The sequence below is a fragment of the Paenibacillus sp. WC2504 genome (assembly GCF_052682475.1).
This window is the reverse complement of sequence record NZ_JBQZFH010000001.1, coordinates 3,735,926-3,756,163: the sequence shown is the minus strand read 5'-3', so window position 1 is coordinate 3,756,163 and position 20,238 is coordinate 3,735,926. Positions and strand designations below refer to the sequence as shown.

The following is a 20,238-nucleotide window of genomic DNA, read 5'->3' as shown; positions in this document are numbered from 1 at the left end:
GATAATAGAAAACTTACAAGTTTTACTAGATTTTATTTTACTAAAGGATCTGCCGTTCATACAAGTGCGCGGTCCATCCTTGAGCTTCATAGCGTCCACAAAACGCGAATCCTTCACGGGTATAATATCTGTTGAGTGCCTTGTTATCAGCCATACAATCAAGGCGAATCCAAGATTTCCCTTGTTCTCTGATATAGCTTTCCGCCCAATTGAGCAACCGCGTGCCTATCCCCATGCCTGGATAGTCCCGAGAGGTCGCCAAACGATGCACATAGCCAGCATTTTCGTGGAATTGCTCGCCCCAGATCTCTTCGTCCCTCCATTGAATGGAAAGACAGCCGACGGGTACTCCTTCCATGTGCGCCACAAAAAACTCATCCTGTCGAATCAAATCGAACACATACGCTTGCGTAAACCTCTCCTCACGCCACTGAATAAAGCCATGCGTCCGCTCAATCCACCTGGCTGCATGAACCAGAAGCTCTCGCACCGACTCTGCATCTGCCAGTTCTGCTCTGCGAATGTCCAGCTTGCCCTGCCAACAGTACTCCAGCCGTGCAGCTGTTTCCATCGCCAATGCTTCACCTGACAACCTTGCTACAACATGTAACGCCGCATCAAATCCTGTAGTTACACCGCCGGACATGACGATTCTTCCGTTATCAACATACCGGACATTCTTCACAACTGTCGTACCAGGTGAAAGCATGCCCTGTAAAAGGTCGTACGCCATCCGATTCGTTGTCACACGAAGCCCCTCCAATAAATCCGCTTTCGCCAGCAGTAAAGCGCCTGTACATATGGAGAGCACAATTTCGGCGTTGTTCGCCGTTTCACGCACCCAATTGATCAGTGGCAAATTGTTTATTTCTGTGCGAGCTCCCCACCCTCCAGGCATAATGAGAATGTCAATTGCAGGGCAAGTATCAAAACTAAATTGTGGCGTAATAGTGATACCGCTAACGGTTGTCAATGGGGTTGCCTTTTCGGCTACCGTAAAGACCTGAAAATTGCTGCTCAAATACCCAGCCACCCCAAATACATCATGAGGACCGGTAAAATCCAACGTATCAACCTTATCGTACAGCACAACTCCGACATGCCTTGTCCTCTTCATCGACATCATCTCCTCAGAAATAAAAAAGAGCACCTGACCCATTGGATCAAACGCTCTGCCCAGGCGATCGGCTATATGACATACGCGCTCCCCCGTAGTCCTCTACGTTTCGCCAGTTACGCATACCAGAATTTCCCTTTATTATACAAATAAAAAATGAAGCCGTCTAGATGAATACACTTATTTCCTGAACCGATCATTTAATTGGAACTTTAAATAGGACTAATAAACCAAAAGCGAGTGTTATGGAAATCACATACGTAAGTATTGGCCGACTGAAATGTAAACGAAGCATTGGAAACGTGATCATATTAAATACAACGGAATAAAGCATGGTCCAACCGTTAAAATGTTTAATCGCTCCTGTAAACATGTATATGACTTCAATGAGGGAATAAATGACGACCCATAATCCTATCCATAATGTTGCTTTAGCAACTCCTTTTGGGTATAAACCAAGGAATATCAGCGTTGTAGCTGCAAATGCCACTAAACAACATATTTCAGTACCTATCCCACTATGAATTGGAGGCTTCGACTGATGCTGCCATAGAGGGTAATCTTTTGTCAGCAAAATATAAAATACGTCTCCAAGCAAGAAATATAACATTGTTGCATGGTATTTTTGCCAATTTCGCCAGTCTCCCCAACGCCATGCCGAAAGGACAGATAATATAGCCATAGCAATGAAAATCATTTCGAATACCCCGTAACATTGCATCGTTTTACTTGTATTGTTCCCAGATCCATTTACACGTATGCTCTCTCACTTTCACGGATCCATGCATTTGCAAGCAGAATAGCTCCTCTTGCTGCAGCTGTGTCCGCAAGCGCGTTGAGCATGAGGAAATCATGAATTGTACCTTGGAAGCGTACAGCTGTAACCCGAACCCCGGCTTCTCTCAATTTATTCGCATATGCTTCTCCTTCATCCCTTAGTACGTCTGCTTCAGCTGTAATCACAAGTGCTTCCGGAAGTCCTTTCAGTTGTTCTATGGAAGCTCTTAAGGGTGAGGCGGTTATTTCCGCTCTCTCTCCTGGATCAGTTGTATACTGGTCCCAGAACCATTTCATAGCATCCTGGCGAAGGAAATATCCTGTTGAAAAGTCTTTATAAGACTCCGTCTCAAACGACGCATCAGTGACTGGATAAAAAAGCACCTGTTTGCGGATCTGAGGACCTCCGCGCTCTTTGGCCATTAAGGTAATGGCAGCGCTCATATTACCACCGACACTATCCCCTGCAACTGTTATGTTGTTTGAATGTAATCCCTTTTCTTTTCCATGCTCGGCAACCCATTTTAGAGCGGCAAATACTTCCTCAATCGCAACCGGATATCTTGCTTCCGGCGACAGGCTGTAGTTTGTAAAAACAACTGCGGATTGAGACCCAACCGCTAATTCTCGAATTAATCGGTCATGCGTATGGACATTTCCGAAGACCCAGCCTGCACCGTGAGTGTAAAGAATTACTGGTAAGGAGCCCGAATGGTTTTGAGGACGAATAATCGTTAGAGATATGTCCCCTTTGAGCCCTCCCGGGATTGTTAAATTCTCCACGTCAACAGGCAACTTGGCGATAGGTCCGTTTTGAACTTCGTCAACGGTTTCCCTTCCTTTTTTCGGCCCTAAATCAAAAAGAAATGGTGGGTTAGCTGTAGCTTTTACAAAGTCTTGTGCTGCTTTTTCAAGTACGATTTTCTTCTTCATTTTTGGAACCACCTTTCATTTAGCTTCATTTTGTGGTCCCAATTTATTAACCAATTTGATGGGAGATTAATCTCTTACTTTTCATTGTCACTTTTTAGATTGAATGGAATTACCCTAGTCGTGCATTTCTTTTGTGTTTCAGTAGCCACATATATAATTCTTGATTGTTATACGTCTCTTCCATGACTTTATGGCTGTGACCCAGTTCGGAGTAGTATGTCGCTCTGATGTTTCCACCTATATTTGTGATCGACCTAACCATATCTTCTGTCCCGGTTACTCGAACAACATCATCGTCCACACAATGAAAAGCCCAAATTGGTATATTCTTTAGCAGGTTAGCTTGCTCCGGCTCAAACCACCCTGAAATTGGCAGGATGGCTGAAAAAAATTCAGGTGCTCTTGAAGCAAAATCCCATGTTCCATTTCCGCCCATACTAAATCCAGTTAAATAAACTCTCTCGGTATCTACAGGGTTATTCATGATAATTTCATCAACCAAAGCCTTAACGGAATAGAATTGTTGTACCCAATTAGAGTCTGTAGGGCATTGAGGAGTAACCACAATAAATGGAAAATCGCTTTTTCCTTCTGCTATCCAGGTAAGTCCATAGTTATCTAACAAACTAATATCTTCGCCACGCTTTTTAACACCATGTAAAAAGACGATTAACGGATATTTTTCATCTCGGTTTATTCCATCAGCATACGGAAGGTATAATTGATAATTCATATTCACTTTAAATGGATTCTCTTTGCTAAAAACATGATTGGATACAGCCATTTTGAACCCTCCCCACTATAAGTTTAAAACTCATTTTACAATTAATTCCATCCTAGTTCTTCTATTTCCTGCAACCGAATTTTTTGAAATAAAAAAGCCGCGATATACGCGGCAGTTCTTACAAATATAATTTACCCCTTACGTTTCCGTCATAATGCCGCCATTTACATGAAGAACCTGACCCGTCACAAAGGACGAATCGTCTGATGCCAAATAAATGTAGGTCGGTGCAAGCTCAAAAGGCTGCCCAGCCCGTTTCATCGGTGTTTCCATACCGAAAGTTTTTACGTACTCCGCAGAGTAACTGGATACAATAAGCGGTGTCCAGATCGGGCCTGGAGCTACGGCATTCACTCGGATTCCTTTACTCACTAATTGGAGAGATAATGATCTTGTAAAAGATACGATCGCACCTTTGGTTGAAGAATAATCGACAAGCAGCGGCGCTCCGGCATAAGCAGTAACAGAAGCCGTAGAAATGATCGTACTTCCCGGCTGCAAGTAGGGAAGCGCAGCTTTCGCCATATAAAATAGTGGAAATATATTGGTACGGTACGTGTCTTCCAGTTGTTCATCCGTAATATCCAAAATGCTTTCTTGTGGGAATTGTACCCCTTGATTCAAAACAAGCGTATCCAGCCTCCCATAATACTCTAAGGTCTGTTTCACGACCGCTTTAGCTGCAAGTGGCTGTCTTAAATCGCATTCAATCAACAAACATCGACCACCGTAATTCTCGACCATTTGCTTCGTTGCAAGCGCATCTTCTTTTTCATACAAGTAAACAATGACCACATCTGAACCTTCTTTTGCAAATCCGATTGCCACCGCACGGCCAATACCACTGTCGCCACCTGTAATAATCGCCACCTTGCCCGCCAACTTACCGCTTCCTTTGTATTGAGGATTATCGGAAATCGGAGTTGGGTTCATAACATATTCTAATCCGGGCTGTACGTTTTGATGTTGAGGCGGAAAAGTTAACGGCTGCAGACGGCATCGTGTCTCATAACCGAAATAAGGATACATGGGTATCATGGCGAGTCCTCCCTGCACTTCTTTGTACGATAGGGTATTCGCCTATATAATCAATGGTTCCATTTCGAAAAATAGGACCGCAGTCAAGCGCCCCTATTTTCCTATCCAACTTATTTTGCAATTGATGAGCTTTGTCCCACTGTACGTTTTAAACCTATCCATGCCGCGCCAAAGAAGACTAATCCTAGAAACGCTAACCCACAGGTTAGGAACAAGGGTTTTAAATCAGTATCCGAATATAGTCTAGAACCAATCACAGGGCCAACCGCCATCCCCAAATAGCGAACCAGATTGTATACGCCAATTGCAGTCGCGCGCTCCTCCGGAAATTGTTCGGCTAGAATGGTCACAGGAAGCGACACGGTCAACCCCATTGCGAACCCAAATAGACAGATATCTCCAATTAACATTGGCAGAGACAAGTGTGCTGTTATAGCAAACAAGATGACTGTGCATGACTGTAACAAAAATGCGAATACTAAACTAGCTTTATTACCTAGCTGATTCCGCATCCAGCTTCCGATTTTAATACTAACAATGGTGGAAGCGGACATAGCCAATAGAATGACTCCAATTTTACCTGCGGCCATATGATAATGATTCCCTAAGATATGCGGTAGAAATACGATATAAATTAAATACACAACGCTTTGTGCAAAACCATAAATCAAGACGACTGCACTAAGATGATTTTGAAAAGTCACACCGAAAGATTTCAAAGCAAAAGGCGTAGCAGTCGATCCCTGAGGTTTTGTTTCAACCAATAGTTTCACGTTGGCTATCAATAATAATAAAATGATAACTGTTAAAAATAGAAACACGCCTTGGTATCCAAATTTCTCTCCAATCACACCACCGAGAAGCGGACCGACGGCAGGGGCTAGCAGCAGCATTAGCTGATAAGTCGCCATACCTTTTGCTAATTCATTTCCACGGAACATGTCTCCGATAACAGCAGCTCCAACAACGGGAATTGCTGCTGAACCAATACCCTGAAGGACGCGGAACACAAGAAATAGACCGATGGAATGGGAAAAAACGCATCCAAAAGACGCTGCGGCATAAACAATTAATGCCGGTATAAGAATTTTTTTTCTGCCTTTTGTATCGGCTAATGAACCAAATACGACCTGCATGACAGCTAGAGCAACCAGAAATAAAGAAACCGTCAAGCTCATCATATAACTTGTTGTGTGTAAACTCTTCTGCATCTCGGCCAGTAAAGGAGTATATAAATTTTGTCCAAGAGATCCGGCAAATGCACTGAATCCGATCACGTACAAGATTAGTCTGAGTTTCATCTTAACATCACCCCTCATTATTCGACTGACAATCAGTCAGTTATTACTTTACGTTCTTATTATATTGACTAATAGTCAGTCAGTCAATACAATCATAGTAGCGATACAACGAGAGGGATGAAATTCATGGCAAGAGTATCCAAAAAACCGGAAATTCGGCGGCAAGAAATGATAGATGCTTCTTTAGAGCTTTTTAGCAGTAAGGGTTATGAACAAACGGCCGTCAGTGATATCGTCAAAAAATTAGGTGTGGCTCAAGGGACATTTTATTATCATTTCAAGACAAAAAGTGACATTATGACAGCTATTATAGACAGCTTGGTCACTGAGAAAGTGAACACGATCCGTGTCTTAACCGATAGCAATCTGACGACGGAAGAAAAGATCCATAAGCTCATATGGGCGGAAGAACCTAGTGAAGAAGAAAGTAAGATGCTTGAGTTTCTACACCATGAGAATAACGCATTTATACATCAAAAGGTTCTTGTACAGACGGTCCAGCAAAGCGTACCTTACGTGATCCGCATATTGGAGCAAGGGGTGGCGGAAGGTATTTTCCGCATTCAGCACCTGCAGGAAACCGCGGAAATTTTGCTCATGGGCATTCATTTTATGTTTGATCCAGGTATTTTCATTTGGTCTGAGGATACGCTGAAGCACAAGAAGCTGGCGTTTCAACAAGTCGTGGAGCGGATGCTAGGAGACTCCTTTGCCTTTTCTCAACGGTGAAGACAGCTCCATCTAAAGTGAGTATCGCCAAGAAAAACAATTATCTCGATATTCACTTCGATTCCATAGGCGCAGAGCAGTTTCAATGGCCTTCAGTGAAAGCACAGAGTTACGTACTTCCCTTGGGCGAAGGAAAGATCATTCCGGCAGACGACACGAATTGGCGGATTTTCTTGGATGATCAGAGCTACACTTGGAGTGAGTCGTTCTCGATGGACTTTTTTGCTTTGAAAAATGACCCCTTCTCCCTGGTTTATGTGGTTACAAATAAATTCAATGATGAGGTTCATTTCGATACGTCTTCTTCTCTTCAATTTCAATTTACACACGCATTTCCAAGCATCAATAAAGATAAAAGCTATGGATTCCGCCTGTATGTTATGGGCAATGATCCACAGCAAATGGTTCAACCTTACAAAAGCTATATAGAAGAAAGCGGAAAATACGTTACGCTTGCGGACAAATCGAAAGATAATCCGGATATTCAAAAACTGTACGGAGCGCCACAGATATACTTATGGAGCGAGTCGATCCTCACCGATCGTGATGTCCAGTGGCCGAAAATCCGCCCGCTACTCTCGGGTGCTCTTGGTGAGTGGCTGGTCAAGCTGCTCGCAGGTACAGCTGAAGGTAGCGATGAACTTGCGCAGGTGTTGAAGGACCTCGCGAAACAGAACAGTTTGGACGCCTATCAGAAAAGAGTTGTCCTAAGTGCACTCAATCAAGGAATGAAACTGAAAAGTTTCTATTCACAGGCCGTGTTTCCGAATCCGGGAAGTGAGGCGCAGAAGCTGATGGATCAGGGCATTGATCATTTAAGCGAGCAAAAACTGTACGACTTAAACAAGCTGTTGCTCAAGAGTGTGCTGAAAGATGCCGCGGGCGATATTTCTACTTGGGGACAGGCGGATTCAACCGATCTAATCAACGACATGCAGAAGTCGGGCGTTCAAAAAGCATGGATTGGACTTCCCAACTGGGCTGACGGTCTTAGCAATCCTCGAATGGTTGAAGCAGCCAATAAGGCGGGATATTTAATAGCTCCATATGATTCCTACCATTCCATTCAGGAGCAACCCGATCCTTCATGGAACACGGCGTTCTTCCCTGATCCTTCGCTTTATGATCAGGCAACGATCGCCAAAAAGGATGGTTCGAAGATTGCCGGCTTTCTTCAAAGGGGGCGAAAATTGAATCCAACTTTAGCTATGCCTAGTGTAAAACAGCGGGTTGAGGGAATCCTTCAAGACGGGATTGGTTACAACTCGTGGTTTGTCGACTCAGACGCAACTGGCGATGTCTACGACGATTTCTCCCCCGATCATCCGACGACACAGCTTCAGGACATGATGGCCCGCTTAGATCGGTTTAGGTACTTTGCGAAGGATAAACATATGGTGGTTGGCTCGGAGGGTGGTAATGATTACGCGAGTGGCGTTATCGCTTATGCGCAAGGCATCGAGAGCCCCGTCATCGCTTGGGGCGACCCGGATATGCGGGAAAATAAAAACAGCCCCTACTATGTAGGCGGATATTACGCTGCATCCGGCATCCCGGAACGTTACGGCAAGTCAGTACCGATTAAACCGCTGTATGAAAAGGTATACAATGACCCCATGTACGCCTTGCCTTTATACAAGCTTGTTTATAATAACTCCATTATTACGACTAATCATTGGGAGTGGGGTACCTATAAGATTAAGGGTGATAAAGCGGATAAAATGCTATATGGCCTTTTGTACAATGTGCCACCGTTGTATCACTTGAACCGTGCAACTTGGGAGCAAGAGAAAGCCAGCATTCTTAATTATTTGAAAGTATGGTCCCCTTTCCATCAGCAAGCCGTCACTCAACAAATGAGCAATTTCGCCGTATTAACCGAAGACAGACTTGTTCAAAGCGCTCAGTATGGTACTGATCTCAAGGTTATTGCCAACTTTTCCGAACATGAAGTCAAGGTCGAGGACGATGTTATTCCGGCGGTGTCGGCTGTTATTTATGAAGGAAAACAGCGTTCGATCTTCCATGCTGCAGATAACGTTAAGCTTCTTGCCCGTAAGTAGCATATAAACAAATAGAGAACCAACCGGCATAACGGTTGGTTCTTCTTTCGTTATTACTCATTCATATGATAGATTAGCTGCACAACGCCAGAGGAGAATGTTTTGGTAGTAATCAATTTTAGGTTTAGCCTCTGATTTATATCCGTAAACAACGGCTTTCCTTCTCCCAGAATAACAGGGTGCACAGATAATCTAAACTCATCAACTAGTCCTAAATGGATAAAAGTTGTAATAAGACTTGCTCCACCATACAGCCAAATATCTTGGCCTGGCTTATTCTTTATTTTATTTACTTCTTCCAAAATATGATCATTAATGAAGATGGCTTTATGATCTGTCCCATTTTGTGTTCTTGAAAACACATATTTCTCTTTACTATGAACGAGATCCCAAATTTCATGATCCGTCTCTTCATTTTCAGATTCAGGCGTATATTGCCCCCATAAATCATAACTTTTTCTTCCATATAGGATGGTATCAATTTGTTTTAAGAACTGCGTGAACCCCATCTCGGCGTCCATCACGCACCAATCAACTTCCCCCTTACTTCCTTCAATAAAACCATCTAAAGTAACAGCTAAATCTAAAATTATTTTACGGGTCACGGATGGTTAACTCCTTTCGTTGATCTACTGCCTAGTATAGACATTAACCATGTCAATTAATGTCATAGTTCTATCAAATCAACTTTTTCGTAAAAATAATCTCCATAGCTTGATCATCCAGCAATAAGCATCCTGAGTCTTTGTAACCCAATTTTCTATAAAAATGCTGCGCCTCTTCATCAGCTTGGGTTGATGTCATAACCCGTTCAAAGCCTTGCTCTTTCATGCGATTTTCCCAAAAATCGACGACTTGCTTCCCCAACCCTTGTTTACGGTAAGGTTCGTCGAACCAAATCATATTCATAAACGGTGTATTATCCCAGAAGTAACTAAAACGCATCCAACCGATGATTTCATCACGCTCATCTCGGAACAAGAAAATTTCGTTCTCTCTGATTTTGGGTGCAATTAAGTTCTCCTTCAGATGGTGATCTCTGCTTTTTATAAAATCAATGTCTCTTTCTGTCGCTGTTATAATTCGCACACTTCTCCACCTCCGTTATTCATACATACAAATTCCTTCTATATGCTCGGATTCCTCTTACCCAAACAGCCGCCTTCGAGAAATCGAAGGCGGCTGCTTATTTTGAGACCTGGAGGAATTTAGTTAATAAAGCTCAGGAACTGCAGCACACGCTTCAAAATCGCAGCAGCTTGTGCACGATTTGCAGGTTCCTTCGAAGCGAAAACGGTGTCGGACATACCTTGAATAAGTCCGGCTTTCAAAGCCTGCGAAACGGCTTCTTTCGACCATTCCCCGATATCCGATCGGTCGGCGAATTTGTTCAATACCGAGATATCGCCTTGCATTTCCATGCCGCCGACTTTCATTGCCCGGATTACCATCACAACCATTTGTTCACGAGTCATATTGGCGTTAGGTTGGAAATTACCGTCCTCATAGCCATCGATCAATCCAGCTTTTGAAGCCGAGCCTACGGTTCCGGCAAACCAATCCGTGGATTGAACATCGTGAAACACGTTTACTTTTGTTTCCACTAAACCAAGGGAACGAACCAGCATAGCCGCAAACTCAGCGCGCGTCACGTTAGCTTCAGGTGCAAATTGCTCATCGGTCATACCGTTTAGAATCAATTTACTTGCAAGCCATTCAATGTCTGTTTTAGCCCAATGCCCTTGCAAATCACGGAACGACTTCTCCGATTGGATAACGGTATAAACGCTGTTGTGAGGCGAATGAATTGTTATTTCCGTAGTTCCGTCTTTTGTTGTTACAACAGCCGGAACAAAGTGAACCTGCTTGTTGGAATCAACCCATACTGCGGTCATAGTAGCGGGGTCCACGGTCACTTGACCCAGGTTAATGGTACGGTCGACATAAACTCCCCCGAAATCCGTGATTTCCGAACCGTTAACTGTGATCGTAAATTCGATCGGGTTCGTAATCACTTGCTTCGCATTCAGGTTATTCACCGCAGCATTCACATCGTCTCCAGCTTTGCCCGTTACTTTTGCTATCGAGACGACCACTGTAGAGTCTTTCTGGATACTTGCAAACAGGGTTGCTGGCAATTCATAACGAATTCCGTTCGATTGAATAACCAATTTACTTTGTTTATTCGTCGCACTGAGAAGAGCATTGCCTGGAAGTTCCACTTTCATAGCCGAGTCGCTGCCTTTCACATCAATGATGACGAGCGGGTTAGCTAAGGCTTTCTCCAACGCTTTCGCATCCACAGTGACTTTTGTTACCGTACTTCCATCAGGCGCCGTTTCTTTTGTAACTTTGGCATCCTTATCAAGATTAATAATGCCCGGGTTCGTATTGGAACCACTAGGCGCTACAGGAGCTGTTGCAGAACCTGTGGAAATTGGAGTATCTGAAGAATCTCTTGATCTATTATAGGTCCGGAAACTAGCCGCCGGTCCGTACACGCTTCTAACGCCATCTTTATCTACGGCTTGAATCGTGAAGGTATAGTTGCTTCCCTCCATCAGACCCGACAGCTTATAAGTAAGAACATCACCGACCGATACGATCTCGGAATACGTGCTGCCGGTAACCGTATAAAGCTTATATGCTGCTATCCCTCTCACAGCTTGCGCTGCTGTCCATCGCAAAGTTGCCGTCGTTTCGCCAACTTCCGAAACGGTCAGAAGGGATTGAGCCGGCCATGTGACCGAACCTGAGGTAACAGCAACGTTAGCCAAAGCCTTATATACGCTTCCAGTAACGGTTCCTTCAACGGTAAAGTTCCCTGGAGCCGCGTATTGGATAGGATCAATGGGATTCCAAGCTACAGGCAGCTTTTGGGTCGAGCTGTCGCTGTAGACAGCGCTCACAACGGTCGGCATAACCGGTGCTGTCCCTACTACGGTCACAATGTTCTCCGGTGCAATGCTAACAATGACAGGATTGACATCCGTAGGTACACTAGGCACTGGATAAGTGGGTGCTGAGATCATAAATTTGCGGGAATATGGATCTGTTCCCTTTGACCTTACCGAGATTGCTGTAGTGTCAGACGAATTGTTTGGCAGTACATAACTTGTCGTATTTGCCGGCAATTCGGCAACAACTTCTGTCCCGTTATAAACCGTGAAGCCTTCACTCCGCTCACTAGAATCCCACTTTAGAACCGCAGACGAACCGTTGGTTGCTATTTTCAGATTCTGTGGAGGCGTCGGTGCGTTGAAGACTTGAACCTGTGTAAGCCGGGGAGGACCCGTTAAATCAGTACCTGCGTTGCCGCCCGATGCGTTTTCTACCATGATTTTGATATATCTGGCATGGTAAGTCTTTCCAAGATTCAACGCATAGGATGCATCTGTTGAGTCATCTCCGCCGTTAAGGTTTCCTGTAGCATAGGTATAACCTTCTTCGGTTTTGAGATCAACCTGGCTGAAAGTCAAGTTTTCCAATTCAGCAGCCGACGAATGATTGCTGAAATCATCGGATACATAAACGGTCGCTCCTTTCAACCTGGTAGACTTGGCAAGCAGCCTGATTTGGCTGAAATCCATAGCTTGACCAAGGTCAATAACAAAACTACCTTTTCTAGCGCCATCCGTACCCAACCAAGAGTAATTTCCAATTTGATCCAAGTTGGTCACGTTGTTTACATTCCAAATCATAGGATCTTCAAGTACACCGCTTGTCAGTTTGTTGGCATTCCCATAAGCATTAGCATTAGCGGATGCAAGCTGCATCGGATTGGCACCTGCCGTCGAATCAACATTGTACGCTTTTTTATTCAGCGCCAGGTTCGTAGAAGATACTCCGGTTGCAACTTTGGTAATCGTGATATCAGAAAGCTGCAGCTCGGCGTCGTAAGCTGAATTGGTACCGCCGTTAGAGCTGCGGTAAATGCCCCATTTCGGACGCAAATATTGGTCAAAAGTAGCCGGATACTCGGTCTCGAAGTTGACATTGGCGCTTCCGACCTTGACGCTTCTTTCCGGTCTTCTCCACAAGTCCTTCACACCGTCTCCAGCCCCTTGTTTCGGAAACGTTTGGTACACATCCGGGCTGTCAAAGGTGTAGACTTTACCGGTAACGGTATCCGTGATTTTTATCGTCAGCCAACCGGAATCGGAGATTAATGCCTGAAGCTCAACTTTAATCCAATGACTGCCGATATCTTTCAACGGGATTCTCAGAAGGGTCTTATCGCCATCGTACCGGTTATGGTTGATGATAAGCTCCCTTGTATCCTTGCCGGTAATCGACATGGCTAGAATATACGCCCCATTCTCACCGGCACTGTTGCCTCCCGAGAGGGTATCGGCTGCCTGGGCATTCGTAGCTTTTAGTTGGAAAATATGTCTGAAGTTAGACTGGTTCCACTGATTGCCATCCGGAATGTTCCACATCCATTGATAGGAAACAATATCGCCATTATATGCCGTAAAATCCTTGGTCGAATCTTCATCCGGGCGAATCTCGATTCTTTGTCTGTCGTTGATGGCTGCACCGCCGACGACATAACCTTTTTCCCAGTCAAAAACACCTTTGTGTGCATATTCGCCGTTCCGAACTTTGTCTTCGAATTCATTGTTCAGACCTCTGCCTTGGGCAACAACTTTGAACACGTTTTTCTGAAGGGTGCTGTCCCAGACGCTTTGGACATGGTTGTCAGCTAGATTCGCTTCAGGACGATCCCCATAATAAGCATGGTAAGCATCTCGAATTCGCTTGGTTACTCCTTCAACCGGCTCGTCGGTGCCCATCGCACCTCCCAGAACATTGTATGGAGAAACGCCATCAATGGCATTCATTTTGATGGTTTTGCTATTCTCTCCAAGCCCACGCGCTGTCACGTCCAAGGTAAAAATAGAAGGTGTGCCGCTGCTGAGACGGAAAGTAAATTCATTCGTGCCCAGCGGCAGCTTCGCGAGGAACGAGGATTCGAAGGTAACCTTATTCCCAGTTACTTTATAATCCGTATTTAAAACAAGCTCCTTGCCTTGAGCATTCGTGATTCCCGTAATCGTCTGACCGCTGGCAAGGCTAACTGTGGTGCTGATTGGTTCGCTTTGATCCCAAGTGCTGTAGACAGCTTTGGATGGTGTAAGAGCCGTAGCGTTGGATGCCGGATCTTTTCCATAAATCACCAAGCCGGATAACCCCATGGCCGACGTATTCTCATCCGTACGACGATCGCGTGGACCAACCAATACCGTGTTGATCATTACATAGCGCGCCGTGAACGGGTATAAGAACGTTTTGGTATCAAAGCCCCATTGCTGTCCGTTGTAGGTTACAAAGGACCACATGCCTTCGGTTTCCGTGCCTCCGGCCAGCTTCCAGCCGTTGCCTTCCCAATCATAGTTGTTAGCTACATCCGAAGTAGTTGGGCTGCTTGCCCAAGAAAGAGGATCATTGGAGTAGTAAACTTCGAATCGAGTAGCATTCTTCTGAATATTGGCAATGGCGTTCGGAATTTCAAGATATAGTTTATCCACTGTCTTCGGAGATCCCAAGTCAAGGCTTAACGCCAAGGAGGATGGCGCATAATTCTCCTTATACACATTGGAGCTAGAGTTTCGCCAAAATCCGGCTCCACCCGTCTTCAGGGCGTCTGCTCCAGGATGGTCAGGCTGCTCGGAGCTAACCTTGAGGTTCACCCCTGCTTGCGGTGTAAATCGGGATGGAGCCAACAGATTTACTGAACCGCTCTCTACCGATCGAGAAGGCTGACCGATAATGTTAAATACATTGCTTTTGATGGAGCCGGCACTGTTATCGAGTGTGAGATCGGAAACTAGCAGGACATATTGCGCATTTACCGTTTGGTTCAGTGTCAAATCGGTCTTCTCGTTGTTGCTCAGATCCGTCGTTTTTCCCGCTCCGGGGATCAGGATCCAAGAAGAACCATGCTCGGTTAGAAGCGGCTTCCTCGTTGCCGATGAGGTTGGCGAGACAGAAGTGCCTTCCTTCAGCTCGTCATATGCAGCAGCATCGTTCGTATAGTACAGCTGATAATTTTTTAGAAACTTGCTGTTGCTGGTCCATTCAAGCTGAATCCGGCTAATTTCGATGTTTTTTTCCAGTTTAACAGCAGCCCAGTATTGATACCCTTCTGTCTTGGTTAGCGAGCTGTTCGCTTGCCAAGCCGTATCCGACTGGTCGTCGATAAAGTTATTTTTGGTGCCTCCACTTTGAGAAACGACTTTAATTTCGGCAGATGGTGTAACTGCCCAGTTTTTAATGCCTGAAATATTGACTTCTACATACGGCTTAATATTTTGGGTATTCGTAATGCCAGTTCCGGCAAATTGCCCAATGATTTTGTAATTTCCCGTACCATCCGGATTATAGCCTTCCGGGCTCCACGTGACATTTACCTTTTCGATCTTGCCTGTGCTCAAGGTTACGTCCAGTTGTGCCGGTAAGCCCAAGTTCTCGAATGCTGTGCCTGGCGCCGCCGAAACGACTGGCTTCCTATCCCATGCCACGATATCCTTAGGCTGGCTGTTTGGATCCCAACCATCAGGGAACACATAGGTGCTTGCATCCCTTTTAATTAAGTAAATATCGGATAAATACATCGTTGCAGCTTGGAATTCGTCGGCATAAACCGATTCATTCACTGTATTGTACATTCCCCGGTACAATCCCCATTTTGAACGGTTCTGTTGTCCAGGTACTGCGGGCAGATCGACTCGTTCCTTTTTCCCCGAATCCGGGTTCAAGACTTCAGGGCGTCTCAAAGTCTCCGCCGTCATGCCGCCTTTCCAGAGTTCTGTATTGCTTGCCACATCAACAAGTTTGCCGTAGACATAGCCTTTATCAGCGTTAAGAATCGTCACTTCCATATCCAGCCAACGGTCGACGACCTGATCTAATGGAATCGTGAAGAGCGGCTTAATTCGGTGTGCTTCTTGCCCATCCGGATTGTTTCTGAATTCCAAATAGCCTTTGCCATTGACGGAAACAAGCGTAAGCGTCGTTATCGGCTGCCCGGCTTCATCCCCTTCAATCGCCTTTAATTGAAAAATGTGGAAGAAACGTCGCGGAGCAATGAAGTCACCGGCTTCCTTCTCAGCGGCATCCATCTGATACTTAATCGTTTCCGAAGGAAGCATCAGCTTCCAGTGATGGGTCATAATATCGCCGCCCACACTATTGGCATCGCTATTCGATGCACTGGTATTGCTCTTGATTTCGAGACGCTGACGGTCACTGTTGACCGCTCCCCGGTCACCATCGTCACGGCTCACCCCTTCAGGCGTTTTGAAAGGTAAAAATTCATGATACCGCAAAATGTCCGTGTTTAGCTTGTCCAGTCCGGCACTAGCTTCAATTCCGTACTTCGTAAGCGCATTCACATCTGTTTTGCCGATGGTTTGCAGATACATGTTATCACCCAGCCAAGAGTCAGGAACGCTCTGAGCTGCCGGGTAGTCTCCGGAACGGTCATAAACCGATTCAAACCAATCCTTACCGCTGTAAGACGAGGCTTTCCCAGGTCCTTCAATAGACCCTGTTGTGCTTCCAAATCCGATTTTGGAAGCGCCAAGTACGTCCCATGCACGCTCGCCTGATTTAATATTTAGCGGTAAATATTTGTCATTAGGACCCATAGAGTTGGCTATGGACGCCGGCAGTTCCTTCTCTACAGTTACGGTAATGGTGTATTTCTTACTGTTGCTGCTGTCACTCTTATCAGTTAGCACCAGATAGTACGTCGATATTCCATCTGGTGAAAATTGATCCAGCTTGGCATCGCCTAGGTTGATGCCGTCTGTAGCGAACGGAATTGCTGTTGTTTCATCGCTTCTGAAAACGGTTGGAGTAACGCCCGGATTCGTCGTTACGTTCAGCATTTGGTAAGATTCGCTGTAGGGCAACGAAATCCCAATGGTTGCATGAGAAACGTCAACTACTGCGTTTACTGGCTTGCTTACTTCGACTTCAAAAAGGCTTAACATCTCTCCCTGTGCGGCATGCGCCGTCGATGCAGAGAACCCGAATGGGTTCAAAAGCGTAAGCATCATAGCAATTGTTAGAATAGCGCTTACAACTTTCTTCAAAGCTTGTTGCGTGAGCATCCTAGTGCCTCCTTATGATAGCTTCTAAAACATCATCCCAGCAGAACAATCAGTGAAAGTTATCCCCCCCTACTTGTAATCAAAGCAGCCTGTTTCGTTAACAACCTGCTCTCACCGAAGAACGGAAGCTTGACGACCGAATTAATAACCGTTATTTGGAAGCACATACATTCATTCGGATAGCTTCACTCTATTGCTGATAGTGGAAACAGACAATGGAGATTATTATGGTGGTATGTGTTTTTTTGGGTTGGCGGTTGTGCTCCTATCGTCTATGGCGGTAAGTTTCGTTTTAATTGACTTTTCACATTGACCATATTTTTCCAAGCTACTTATAATTGAGTTAACTTCTGTTTTCATTCCAATCATGGAGGGAAAAGCGTATGTCGTTTAGTTATTACGGAGAACTTTGTACCGAAGTCTATAACCACACCAAAAAAATTGGTCAGTCAATTGATGGGGATTTGGAGTATTACCAGGGAAAACTTAAGTCTTGTAAAGGACGTATACTTGAAGCCATGGTCGGTTCCGGTCGTGTAATCATTCCTCTTCTTGAATCAGGCCTTCTTGTAGACGGGGTTGACTATTCTCCCGATATGTTAGCTTCTTGTCGTGAGCGATGTAAGGAACGTGGTTTAGTTACCAATCTATATGAGTCAAGCCTGCAAGATCTTTCTTTGCCCGATCAATATGAGGCTATTATTATTCCGGCCGGTTCATTTTTGTTAATTGAAAAAAGAGCAGAGTCACTTGAAGCCTTAAGGCGCCTCTACGAACATCTTCAGCCAGGTGGCCGCTTAATGCTTGATATTTTCTTGCCAGATACGAACTTTGAGTGTGGTAAATGGCATGGCACGTCGACCTTCAACTTGCCTGATGGGGACATCATCACCATGGAAAGCAAACAAATCGAGGCCGATTTATTCAATCAATATAAAGTTTCTTATATCAAATATGAAAAGTGGCGCAATGGTGCGTTAATCCAGACTGAATTGCAGCGTTATGCGTTACGTTGGTATGGCGTCGAGGAATTTAAGCTTGTTTTAGAAAGCTTAGGTTTTACCGATGTGGTTGTGTCAGCGGATTTTGACCCTACCAAAACCCCGACTCATGCGGAGCAGTCGTATGTATTTGAAGCTGTACGAAAGTAAGCTTCGTTGCCCTTTGGGACATAAATAAGCCTGACGGATCACACTCCGTCAGGATTAAGTGGTTTCTACTTTACTAACCCCGTTACTCGTCTCCTGTTCACTTTTCAGTCGGCTTCTCTCTATCCTGTCACCAACAAATTCAATAAAACTAGCTGATATATCCGGCGAATGCTTTCTTTAAGGGAACAGGAAGCCTCTGTTTGGAGCAAATCGAGCCGTTTTCTTTCTTGGAGAACCTACAGGGTCTTATTTAAGCTCCAGGAAGTGATTTTCGGGTGAAAACGGTGAAATAGGGGAACGTAGTTCCCTCAGCAAGTGGAAAATGTGCTTTTTTAATGAAATAGCGGACCACAGTTCCCCTGAATAGCTTCAAACATTCTATGAACATGCAATTCACGCAATTCCTTTACAGAATTGCCGATTGTAGCTGTTATCAATTAGCACTTTTCATCCGAATTTCCGTCGTGCGATCCTTAGCATCCGATTCCAGTTTTACAACATAGATACCTGCCTTGGTAGCCTTGAAAGGAATAGGTCCTGTCAGTTTATCGTCGACAAGCACTTCTTTACCGTCAGGTCCGAATATCGTCAGTTTTCTTTTTACAACTACGGTATTGTCGAGCTCGGGAGTCGTATATGTTGGATAATAATATCTAAGTGAATTATTATTATCGAATATGGGTTTCATTTGTTCGTTGATTTCTAACGTATAATCCTTTCCCTCCTCCAATCCTAATTGATAGTAAATCCCTGCGATCGAGTTACCTTTATAACCAGTTTCCCATTCACTTTTTCTCCATCCAATTACATAAGCCTTATCTAAGGAGCTTCCGTCTGTTGCAGAGAAAGATACGTCCGTGCTCGCTAGCGCTGACAACCTTACTACACATTCGCAATTGAGTGTAAAAGGCTCCCCATTCAGTGTGGAAGATGAGTAATCAACATTCGTGACTTCAGGTGGAGGCTTAACTTCTGTTAGTTTACCGTAAGCATCATAAATGTAGTGTGATTTCGGAGGATTCTTTTCCTTACTCACTTGAACAAGTTGATAACTAATCGCCCCTTTAGCCTGAACCATTAACGGATTGTCATGACTCGCCACGGCTTTAAAGTAAAGGTTCCCTTCTATTGGGAAAAGTTGATCAAAGTGCCCTGCCTTAAGGATAATAGGATGATCCGAATCCAGGCCAACCTCAGTGATCTTGAGCGTAAACGTCCCCTTCTGCTGTTCCGTGCGTATCTTTGCATAAAAGATACCATCAGCCTCTGCCGTAACTTGCATGGAAGCGACGTTCCCTTCATTCAAGAGAGTTCCTTCTGCATTTGTCAGCTCCATGTTAAAAGAGGACTGACTCTCTCCATGCGCCTCTAACTCATACGTCTTATATTTCTTTAGCTCCGCTTGGATATAAAGCGGCTCACCGGCATTAACATTAACCGTAACTTCTTTCTTTTGTGTAGGGTCAAGAATCAGGGCATGCTCTTTAGTCGCACCATCAGGGCTAGCCGAAGCAGTTCCGGGTTGTTGTACCGGCTTCCCTTGCTCCTTAACATGCAGGGAAAGGCTGAGCAATGCCGCTGCTTCCCCACGACTTAGAGGGGCTTGCGAGTCTTCCAACATTGACTGCAATGTTCCGGGAAGAATGTCATGCCGCACGAAGGCCAATGCCCCTCCAGCCCAGTCCTGCTCATTTTGTTGCACAACCCCCGGAAAAAGCCTGCTTAACATAACGGCCGCTTCCTGTTTTCTCACATACTGCTTTGGCGAGAAGCTTTCCTCACTTGTACCTTGGATAATTCCTGCTTTGTAAGCGGATAAAATGTACGGAACGGACCATGCCTCCTTACAATCTTGAAACGGCAAACCTCCGTCTGCGGTAGGTAAATCAAACACCATAACGACTAGTTTCGCGAATTGTTCTCTGGTGAGTGGTGAATCAGGGGAAAACTGTCCGTCCGCTGTTCCTTCCACCAACTTCTTCGCTGACAACTCTTCGATGTAATTTTTATACAGATAACCATCCGGTACGTCCTGATATTTGCCTGTCTCCGCTAGTACCGAATTCCCAAACAGGAGCCCAGAACAAATAACCATACCTAACATCCCAATAAGCTTTTGCCTTAGAATCATGTCTCAATCTCCTTATTTATTTCCGTATGTATTGGCAAAATCCGGTGTAACACAGCAAATTATACCACAATATTTTTTGCGAGATTACGTTATT

13 protein-coding genes and 1 riboswitch are annotated in these 20,238 nt (G+C 44.8%); of the genes, 3 read left to right on the top strand and 10 right to left on the bottom strand.

All coding sequences use genetic code 11. From position 1 onward, the window contains the following. Positions 1 to 40: 40 nt before the first annotated feature. The 6 genes from ACUN27_RS16710 to ACUN27_RS16685 form a co-directional block, all read right to left on the bottom strand. On the bottom strand, positions 41 to 1,117 hold the full coding sequence (locus ACUN27_RS16710) for a GNAT family N-acetyltransferase (protein ID WP_445559240.1): 1,077 nt from the start codon (positions 1,115 to 1,117) through the stop codon (positions 41 to 43). 50 nt (positions 1,118 to 1,167) lie between these two features. Then, positions 1,168 to 1,247: riboswitch (ZMP/ZTP riboswitch) on the bottom strand. Between the two features lie 66 nt (positions 1,248 to 1,313). Further along, a complete protein-coding gene (locus ACUN27_RS16705; RefSeq protein WP_315950769.1) occupies positions 1,314 to 1,814 on the bottom strand; it encodes a CBO0543 family protein in 501 nt (166 codons plus the stop codon). Between the two features lie 53 nt (positions 1,815 to 1,867). After that, positions 1,868 to 2,827, bottom strand: coding sequence for an alpha/beta hydrolase (locus tag ACUN27_RS16700; protein WP_326059907.1), 960 nt, complete (start codon positions 2,825 to 2,827; stop codon positions 1,868 to 1,870). 109 nt (positions 2,828 to 2,936) lie between these two features. After that, the gene (locus ACUN27_RS16695) at positions 2,937 to 3,611 is read right to left on the bottom strand and encodes a carboxylesterase family protein (RefSeq protein ID WP_326059908.1); all 675 of its coding nucleotides are present in this window, start codon (positions 3,609 to 3,611) and stop codon (positions 2,937 to 2,939) included. 138 nt (positions 3,612 to 3,749) lie between these two features. After that, complete coding sequence (locus tag ACUN27_RS16690) at positions 3,750 to 4,649, bottom strand: SDR family oxidoreductase (protein WP_326059909.1); 900 nt, start codon at positions 4,647 to 4,649, stop codon at positions 3,750 to 3,752. 110 nt (positions 4,650 to 4,759) lie between these two features. Continuing rightward, positions 4,760 to 5,950 carry an MFS transporter gene (locus tag ACUN27_RS16685; RefSeq protein WP_326059910.1) on the bottom strand — a complete coding sequence of 397 codons (1,191 nt, stop codon included), beginning with the start codon at positions 5,948 to 5,950 and terminating at the stop codon, positions 4,760 to 4,762. Between the two features lie 126 nt (positions 5,951 to 6,076). Here ACUN27_RS16685 and ACUN27_RS16680 point away from each other — a divergent pair, with 126 nt between their 5' ends. Together ACUN27_RS16680 and ACUN27_RS16675 are read left to right on the top strand one after the other, a co-directional pair. Further along, entirely contained in the window at positions 6,077 to 6,679 is a 603-nt protein-coding gene (locus ACUN27_RS16680) for a TetR/AcrR family transcriptional regulator (RefSeq protein WP_326059912.1), read from the top strand. Next, positions 6,676 to 8,742: a glycoside hydrolase gene (locus tag ACUN27_RS16675; RefSeq protein ID WP_445559239.1), complete on the top strand. Its 2,067-nt coding sequence runs from the start codon at positions 6,676 to 6,678 to the stop codon at positions 8,740 to 8,742. The genes ACUN27_RS16680 and ACUN27_RS16675 overlap by 4 nt, the downstream gene beginning before the upstream one ends. A gap of 53 nt (positions 8,743 to 8,795) precedes the next feature. Here ACUN27_RS16675 and ACUN27_RS16670 read toward each other — a convergent pair whose 3' ends face one another. The 3 genes from ACUN27_RS16670 to ACUN27_RS16660 form a co-directional block, all read right to left on the bottom strand. Continuing rightward, the gene (locus tag ACUN27_RS16670) at positions 8,796 to 9,347 is read right to left on the bottom strand and encodes a dihydrofolate reductase family protein (RefSeq protein WP_445559238.1); all 552 of its coding nucleotides are present in this window, start codon (positions 9,345 to 9,347) and stop codon (positions 8,796 to 8,798) included. A 73-nt stretch (positions 9,348 to 9,420) separates the two neighbouring features. After that, on the bottom strand, positions 9,421 to 9,831 hold the full coding sequence (locus ACUN27_RS16665) for a GNAT family N-acetyltransferase (RefSeq protein ID WP_315950777.1): 411 nt from the start codon (positions 9,829 to 9,831) through the stop codon (positions 9,421 to 9,423). Between the two features lie 119 nt (positions 9,832 to 9,950). Beyond that, positions 9,951 to 16,862 (bottom strand): S-layer homology domain-containing protein, encoded by a 6,912-nt coding sequence (locus ACUN27_RS16660; RefSeq protein WP_445559237.1) that lies wholly within the window; start codon positions 16,860 to 16,862, stop codon positions 9,951 to 9,953. 383 nt (positions 16,863 to 17,245) lie between these two features. Between ACUN27_RS16660 and ACUN27_RS16655 the strand changes: the two genes are divergently transcribed. Continuing rightward, positions 17,246 to 18,013, top strand: coding sequence for a class I SAM-dependent methyltransferase (locus ACUN27_RS16655; protein ID WP_445559236.1), 768 nt, complete (start codon positions 17,246 to 17,248; stop codon positions 18,011 to 18,013). 433 nt (positions 18,014 to 18,446) lie between these two features. On the opposite strand, the gene ACUN27_RS16650 is transcribed toward ACUN27_RS16655, so the two are convergent. Next, on the bottom strand, positions 18,447 to 20,144 hold the full coding sequence (locus ACUN27_RS16650; RefSeq protein ID WP_445559235.1) for an S-layer homology domain-containing protein: 1,698 nt from the start codon (positions 20,142 to 20,144) through the stop codon (positions 18,447 to 18,449). Between the last annotated feature and the right edge of the window lie 94 nt (positions 20,145 to 20,238).